6 protein-coding genes are annotated in these 7,430 nt (G+C 50.1%); 4 read left to right on the forward strand and 2 right to left on the reverse strand.

Going from position 1 to position 7,430, the window contains the following annotated elements:
* Positions 1-23 precede the first annotated feature (23 nt).
* The 3 genes from ACFQ1C_RS05755 to ACFQ1C_RS05765 all read left to right on the forward strand — a co-directional run bounded on the left by ACFQ1C_RS05755 (position 24) and on the right by ACFQ1C_RS05765 (position 2,758).
* Positions 24-290, forward strand: a complete 267-nt coding sequence (locus tag ACFQ1C_RS05755; protein WP_379557647.1) for a GlsB/YeaQ/YmgE family stress response membrane protein — start codon at positions 24-26, stop codon at positions 288-290.
* A gap of 247 nt (positions 291-537) precedes the next feature.
* The gene (locus ACFQ1C_RS05760; protein ID WP_379557648.1) at positions 538-957 is read left to right on the forward strand and encodes an NUDIX hydrolase; all 420 of its coding nucleotides are present in this window, start codon (positions 538-540) and stop codon (positions 955-957) included.
* Positions 958-1,330: 373 nt separating this feature from the next.
* Positions 1,331-2,758, forward strand: a complete 1,428-nt coding sequence (locus tag ACFQ1C_RS05765) for an aspartate ammonia-lyase (protein ID WP_379557649.1) — start codon at positions 1,331-1,333, stop codon at positions 2,756-2,758.
* A gap of 112 nt (positions 2,759-2,870) precedes the next feature.
* On the opposite strand, the gene metL is transcribed toward ACFQ1C_RS05765, so the two are convergent.
* Together metL and metB are read right to left on the reverse strand one after the other, a co-directional pair.
* Complete coding sequence (metL, locus tag ACFQ1C_RS05770) at positions 2,871-5,309, reverse strand: bifunctional aspartate kinase/homoserine dehydrogenase II (RefSeq protein WP_379557650.1); 2,439 nt, start codon at positions 5,307-5,309, stop codon at positions 2,871-2,873.
* A complete protein-coding gene (metB, locus tag ACFQ1C_RS05775; protein ID WP_379557651.1) occupies positions 5,309-6,469 on the reverse strand; it encodes a cystathionine gamma-synthase in 1,161 nt (386 codons plus the stop codon). The genes metL and metB overlap by 1 nt, the downstream gene beginning before the upstream one ends.
* 195 nt (positions 6,470-6,664) lie before the next feature.
* Between metB and metJ the strand changes: the two genes are divergently transcribed.
* Positions 6,665-6,997: a met regulon transcriptional regulator MetJ gene (gene metJ, locus ACFQ1C_RS05780; protein ID WP_379557652.1), complete on the forward strand. Its 333-nt coding sequence runs from the start codon at positions 6,665-6,667 to the stop codon at positions 6,995-6,997.
* Positions 6,998-7,430: the final 433 nt, after the last annotated feature.

Below are 7,430 nucleotides of genomic sequence, written 5' to 3' on the forward strand. Positions count from 1 at the left end.
TATTTTTCAACAGGAGTTATTTAATGGATATTTTGAGTTGGGTGTTTTTTGGTCTAATTGCTGGTTTTATTGCTAAATTTCTCATGCCGGGCCGTGACGGTGGCGGTTTGATCATGACTATCTTACTGGGTGTTGCCGGTTCTTTTTTGGGTGGTTGGATTGGTAAAGAGTTTGGTATTGGTCGCGAATTAGGCTTTGGCACCGTTAGCGGCTTTAACCTAGCCAGCTTTTTCACCGCCGTGGTCGGCGCGCTGATCCTGTTGTTCATTTATCGCGTATTGAGACGGTAAGACCAGCACCAAATTTACTGTATTCATTACCGCCGATCAGAGGCTACTGAGTAGCCTCTTCCGACACGCTTCAAGTACATCCATGTAGCCTGTCGGTGGAGTCGACCTTTTGTTCGGCGTGAGCAACCGCGGCAGCAAGGGTTGCTATTTTGAGTTAGCTTGATAACCGGAGACTCGGCGCTTCCTCTAGTCAGTTGCCCCTCATTTACGATAAGGTGAGGGCTTATTTTTATTCGCAGGATCACCAATGGCGACCTTAGTGCAGCATAATCCCACACCTAAAGTTGGCGTAATTGCCATTGTTTGGCAGCAGCAGCAGGTGTTGTTGGTTAAGCGTAAATTTGCCCCTCATGCGGGTCATTGGGGCTTTCCGGGTGGCAAGCTAGAATGGGGGGAGACGATGAGTGAGGGCGCGGCGCGCGAGTTATTAGAAGAAACCGCCATTCATGCAAAAATGGATGCCCCCTTTGCCTGTTACGACGTGCTGGCTAATGACGAGAATAACCAGCTTGCCCACCATTATGTGATGGTGGCAGTGCGCGGTGAATACCAAAGTGGTGAGGCCATAGCCGCCGACGATGCCGAGGCCGTGGGCTGGTTTTCACCCCACCAATTACCCACACCGCAGTGTCCCGACTTAGCAGAAATTATTGAGCGATCTCGTTAATGTTATCACTAACGGCCTATTGCGCTCTAGCGACCCAAATAGTGAAACATAGCGCCTAATTTTGGCCTGCCCACATTAGATAAACCGATCTAACAAAACGGATTCCTCACCGTCAGGGCTAGGAAACCTCGCATTATTTCGCTATCTTTAGCCACCTCCCATGCCGCTTAGGCCTCATTTTTTCTCTATTAGTCCGATTAAATGACTCTTAATGCTTCTATTCAGGGAGTTCTTCCAATCGTTCGGCTTTCGCACTAACTAGGGCTATCGCCATTTATTTACATAAATGTAGATGCGCTCTGATTGCCGCATACACCTACTAATCACCACCATGGAACTTTATTTCCAATTCAATTAACGCCTAAAGGGACTTATGACTATCAAATCTGCTACCGAGCCATTAAGCAACGTCAACATGCGTATCGAACATGACTTATTGGGCGATCAAACCGTACCTGCTGAAGCCCTCTATGGCATTCAGACCCAGCGCGCCAAACAAAACTTTGATATCTCCGGCATGCCAATCAGTCACTTTCCCGAACTGATTAACGCATTGGCCATGGTGAAAGCCGCCGCCGCTCGTGCTAACCATCAGCATGGTTTGCTAACTGATGAGAAAGCCGATGCCATTCAAGCCGCCTGTAATACCCTGATTAGCGGTGAGCATCATGATCAGTTTATTGTAGATTTGATCCAAGGTGGTGCCGGTACCTCGACCAACATGAATGCCAATGAAGTGATTGCCAATATTGGCTTGAAAAAGTTGGGCTTCGAGTATGGTCAATACACCCACTTGCACCCGAATAATGACGTTAACCGCTCACAATCAACAAACGATGTGTACCCTACGGCAGCACGTTTAGCCATTGTATTTGCCGCTCAAAATCTAAAAACCGCCATTGGTGATCTGCAACAAAGCTTAGGCGCTAAAGGTCAGGAATTTGCTGACATCTTGAAAATGGGCCGCACCCAAATGCAAGATGCCGTTCCTATGACTCTGGGCCAAGAGTTCAACGCGTTTGCGTCCGACTTAGGCGGTGAACGTACCAGTATCGATCACGCTTGCTCGCAGTTATGTGAAGTAAACTTAGGCGGCACCGCCATAGGTACCGGTATTAATGCGCCCAGTGGTTACGCGCGATTAGCCGTTAGCGAATTAGCCAATATCAGCGGCTTACCCGTCACTCTTGCCAAAGACTTAATTGCTGCCAGCGCCGACATGGGGGCTTTTGTTACCTTTTCTGGCACCCTCAAGCGCCTAGCCGTTAAGCTGTCTAAGCTAAGCAACGACTTGCGCTTGTTATCAAGCGGCCCCCGCACCGGTTTGGCCGAAATTAACCTACCCGCTATGCAACCAGGCTCTTCTATTATGCCGGGCAAGGTTAACCCTGTGATCCCAGAAGCCATGAACCAAACTGCATTTCAGGTAATGGGCACCGACATGACGGTAACCATGGCTGCCGAAGCCGGTCAGTTACAACTGAACGCCATGGAGCCATTGATTATCTTTAACCTGCTCAATAACTGTCGCATGTTAGATAAATCAATTCGCATGCTAGATAAGCTGTGCATTCGCGGCATTACCGCCAATGAAGATCGCTGTGCCCAGCACGTAGAAAACAGCATTGGTATCGTCACCGCGCTAGTGCCACATATTGGCTACGATAACGCCAGCCGCATTGCCGGTCAGGCACTGCTAAGCGGCTTAGGTGTAGCCGAGCTAGTACGCAAAGAGCAGTTGCTAACCGATAAGCAATTAGCCGATATTTTATCGCCTAAAGCCATGCTTCAGAGCGCATAAGCTGGCAGCTACCGCGAGTAAGCCGTAATAATAAAAAAGGCTCCCAATCGGGAGCCTTTTTATAGTCGGTGTTGGTCTTGAACTGGGCGCTTGGTGCTCGGCGCTGGTTTAGTTACTTAAAACTGGCCAACAGGCTCCATAGATCTGCTTGCATGGCGCCGGCAGTCACTTCTCGGCCAGCCCCCGGTCCTTGGATGACTAATGGGTTCTGTTGATAATGAGTGGTTTCAATAGCATACACATTATCACCCGGGCGCAAATGGGCAAAGGCATGACCGTTGCTAACCACTTCTAGCCCCACACTGGCCTTGCCACTTTGTGCATCAAAGCGCGCCACATGGCGTAGCACACCGTCTTGGGCCTCTGCCGCCGCCAGTGCCTTGGCCAACGGCTGATCGAGCTCTACTAGCTGTTCAAAAAAGAGAGCTTTATCTAGGGCCGCCAGTGCCTCAGGCACTAAATCTTGTACCATTACCTGTGCCGGGTCGAGATCAAAACCTGCTTCGCGCGCCAAAATCACCAGCTTGCGCTTCACATCTTGTCCGTTAAGATCTTGGCGCGGGTCGGGCTCGGTTAAGCCTTGCTGCCACGCTTGCAACACCAGTTCAGAAAACGACTGGCTGCCATCGTAGTGCTGAAACAACCAGCTCAAAGTCCCCGAGAAAATACCGCTAATCGCTAGAACGTGCTCGCCCGACTGCTGCAAATGTTTAATGCTGCTTTGTACGGGCAAGCCCGCACCCACTGTGGCGCTACTTAAAAACTGCACTCGGTGTTCGGCTAAGCATTGCTTTAAGTGCAGGTAGAAATCCTGATCAGATGCGCCCGCCAGCTTATTAGCAGCAATAATATGAATATGCTGTTCAACTAGGTCTGGGTAATACTGCACTAGATGATCGGAGGCAGTAAAATCGAGTGCGACTAACTGGTCGAAACCATGCTCTGCTAGGCCTTCTAACCAATTTGGCCACACCAAGTCCTGTGGCTGAAAATCATTGAGCACTCGCTCAACTTCCAGCCCCTGGCTTGCCAGCATGCCCCCTTTAGAGCCAAACGCCCCATACAAAGTCAGGTGCACATTTAGCTGCTGCTCTACCCGTGCCTTTTGCTGCTGATAGAGCTTAAGCCAAGCTTGGCCGATATTGCCGCGACCAAATAACAGTAGACCAATGCGCTTGGGCCGACTGAATAGATTTTGATGTAACCGCTGCAACAGCGGTTCAATGGGAACTTTTCGCACAATGCCGACCAGACTCAAGCCATTAATGGCTGGCTGAATAAACTCCAGAGGCAGCTCGTTTAAGGCGTGATAAAAGTGTAAACACTGCTCGGGCTGCGCCGTTACACCCTTACCCACCAAGGCCACCAACGAGAAGCCTTCGCGTTCTTGTAGGTCTTCAAAGCCACCCGCTGGCTGATGGTCACGCAACAGCGAAAATGCCTGAGCTGCCTGCTCTTGGGTGTAAGCAATTTGCCACAATTTACGCTCGGGCCTGCGCTTACAGGCCAACGGCGCCAGTTCACGGCGCGTTAACCATTCGGTGAGCGCATTTACTTTTTCTTGATAGCCGCTGGAAATGGTCATTTCGATCAATACCGCATCGTCCACCGAGGTAACAATGCGGGCGCCTGGTTCGCGCGGATGTTGGCGTAATATACGGGTATGACCGTCGTTAGGGTGATAACTGCTGCGCAGCATTAATTGCTGCTGGCTATCAGCTACCGGCCCCAAGGTACGGCTGTGCAAAATAGGTGAGCCCAATCGCGCCAGCTCGGCCGCTTCCGATAAAGACAGCCGCGAGAGCAGCTGAGTGTCTTGTACACGGCGAGGATCGGCACTGAATACACCGGGTACATCACTCCAAATAGTGGTGTGCGTACTATCGGCGAGAGCGGCAAGCAAGGTGGCACTAAAATCGGAACCGTTACGACCCAACAGCCGTGTTCTACCTTCAGCATCAGCGGCAATAAAGCCACTAACAACCAACACTTGCCCAGCATGTTCTGCCAAAATGTGTTGCAACTGCTGGCGAGAATAATCGTCATCTACCTGTACCGGCGAGCCACTCACCCGTAAAAAACGGCGAGCATCTAGGCTGGCAGCAGACACGCCTTGGCAATTTAATAGCTTGGCTAACAGCCGCGAAGACCACAACTCGCCAAACGACTGAATAAAATTGCGTTGATATTCGTCTAGTCGCTGAGTTTCTAATGCCGCAGCAATACGACTGATATCTTCATCCAGCAGCGCTAGTAAGGGAGTCGCTTGGTCTTCGCTTAGGGTGTTGATAATCAGCTGCTGTTGAAAGCTATACAGCCCTTCTAACATAATGGCCGCTGCGCTATCGCCACTCACAAATAAATTAAGTAACTCAATCAGCCGGTTGGTTGTTTTACCTGACGCCGACACCACTATCAGTGCATCAGCCTGTTGTTGGCTCTGAATAATACCTGCCACTCGGTGAAAGCAGGCGGCATCGCCTAAGCTGCTGCCGCCAAACTTATGAACCGGACGCCAATGAGAGCCGGCATCATATGGGTGCTTAGTCATTACTTACTTAATACCTTAAAAGCTTGGTCAAAATCGGCGATTAGATCACGAACATCTTCAATGCCTACTGATACACGCAATAGCTGATTATTAATGCCCGCGGTAATGCGGTCGGTTTCTGGCATGGCCGCATGAGTCATGGTCGCGGGGTGGGCAATAAGACTCTCTACACCACCTAACGATTCGGCTAAGCAAAATAGCTTTAATTCAGCCAAAAACGCACGCATACCCGCGTCGTCGGTATCAAGCTCAAAGCTGAGCATGGCACCAAAACCCGATTGCTGGCGTGCCGCCACTTCGTGGCCTGGGTTGCTGGGCAAACTAGGATGGTAAATAGCTTTTACCTCGGTGCGCCCTTGCAGATACGCAATGACGGCATCGGCATTTTCACAATGCTGGCGCATACGTACGCCTAAGGTGCGAAGACCACGCAAGGTTTGATAGTTATCAAACGCCGGGCCGGTTACCCCTAAGCAGTTCGCCCACCAGCGCAGCTCCTCAGCCAACTCGGCACTGGCGGCAACCAAGGCACCGCCTAGCGCATCGGAATGGCCATTAATATATTTGGTGGTTGAATGCACGACAAGATCGGCCCCCAAGGTCAGCGGCTGTTGTAATATCGGCGATAAAAAGGTGTTATCGACCACACTTAGTGCGCCCACTTCTTTGGCAGCAGTACACAAGGCAGCAATGTCAACGACACGCAACAGCGGGTTAGACGGCGTTTCAATCCACAGCATTTTTGGCTTTTTCGCCATCGCCGCCGCAACGGCTGCTGCGTCGGTCTGATCAATATATTCAACCTTAAAGTGGCCTTTTTTAGCAAAGGCATTAAACAGTCGATGGGTGCCGCCATAACAGTCGTGGGGGGCTATCAATAAATCATCGACGTTTAACTGCGAGGTAACAATCAGATTAATAGTACCGGTGCCCGTTGCCGTTACGGCACCACCCGCGCCTTTCTCAAGCAGGGTTAGCGCATCAATTAAGGTTTGGCGCGTAGGGTTACCCGAGCGGGCGTAATCAAAACGGCGCTGCTTATCAAATTCGGCAAACGAATAAGTGCTGCTCAGATAAATAGGTGGTGCAACAGCCCCATGTTGGGTATCGGTATCGATACCGGTACGAACGGCATGAGTTTGGGTCTGATAATCTGGCATGTCCTCTCCTTTGCACTCTGGCAACCTAGGGTCTGCTGACCCTCGCAATAAAAACTTCCTCTGCGCGCACAGTAACCCAGGCCAGATGAGCCGTCAAGCCTCCCAGACGTCTAAACTTCTTAGCTGTTGGATTGCCAATATAAAGTGTAGGGGTTACAATCTCGCTCAGATTTTTAACCTTGATGCGGGTAAATAATGAAAACTGAATGGAACGGCGACTATATCAGCCCTTACGCCGAACACGGCAAGAAAAATGAACAAGTAAAAAAGATCACCGTGTCCATACCGCTCAAGGTATTGAAGATATTAACCGATGAGCGTACTCGCCGTCAGGTAAATAACTTGCGCCACGCTACTAACAGTGAGCTGCTATGTGAAGCCTTCTTGCATGCTTATACGGGACAACCTTTGCCGCAAGACGAAGATTTGCGCAAAGATGTGCTGGATCAAGTACCGACTCGTGCCCGCAAAATCATGGCCGAGCTGGGTATTGAAATAGAAGACTTTGAGATCAGCGACGAAGAATAAACAGCTTAACTGACAGCTGGAAGCCTTAAGCTGTCAGTTAAAGAGGACACGGGGTCAAACAACAAAAAAGCAGATCCTGACCTGCGTCAGGAAGACGGCATAAAGACAGCTGAAAGCCTTAAGCTGTCAGTTAAAGAGAACACTGGGGTCAAACAACAAAAAAGCAGATCCTGACTTCCGTCAGGAAGACGGCTTAAAAGACAGCTGTAAGCTGTCAGTTAAAGAAAAATACCCAAACCAACCTGCATATTTAGTCTCTGTTTCGTTTGTCACTTTTGCATGTGTCTAGTCTTGGCACTAGCTCTTACTATAAGACGCTTTGCTGCGCAAAGCTGGCCTACTAAAGCGGCCTCTACGAGCGGAGGATTGGAATGGCCCCGAATAAGTAGACACTTCTTCAGAGTGAGGAAGTGTATGCAATACCGAACCAAAC

Origin of the sequence: Oceanisphaera ostreae (assembly GCF_042676125.1) — a bacterium.
Classification (GTDB): Bacteria; Pseudomonadota; Gammaproteobacteria; order Enterobacterales; family Aeromonadaceae; genus Oceanimonas; species Oceanimonas ostreae.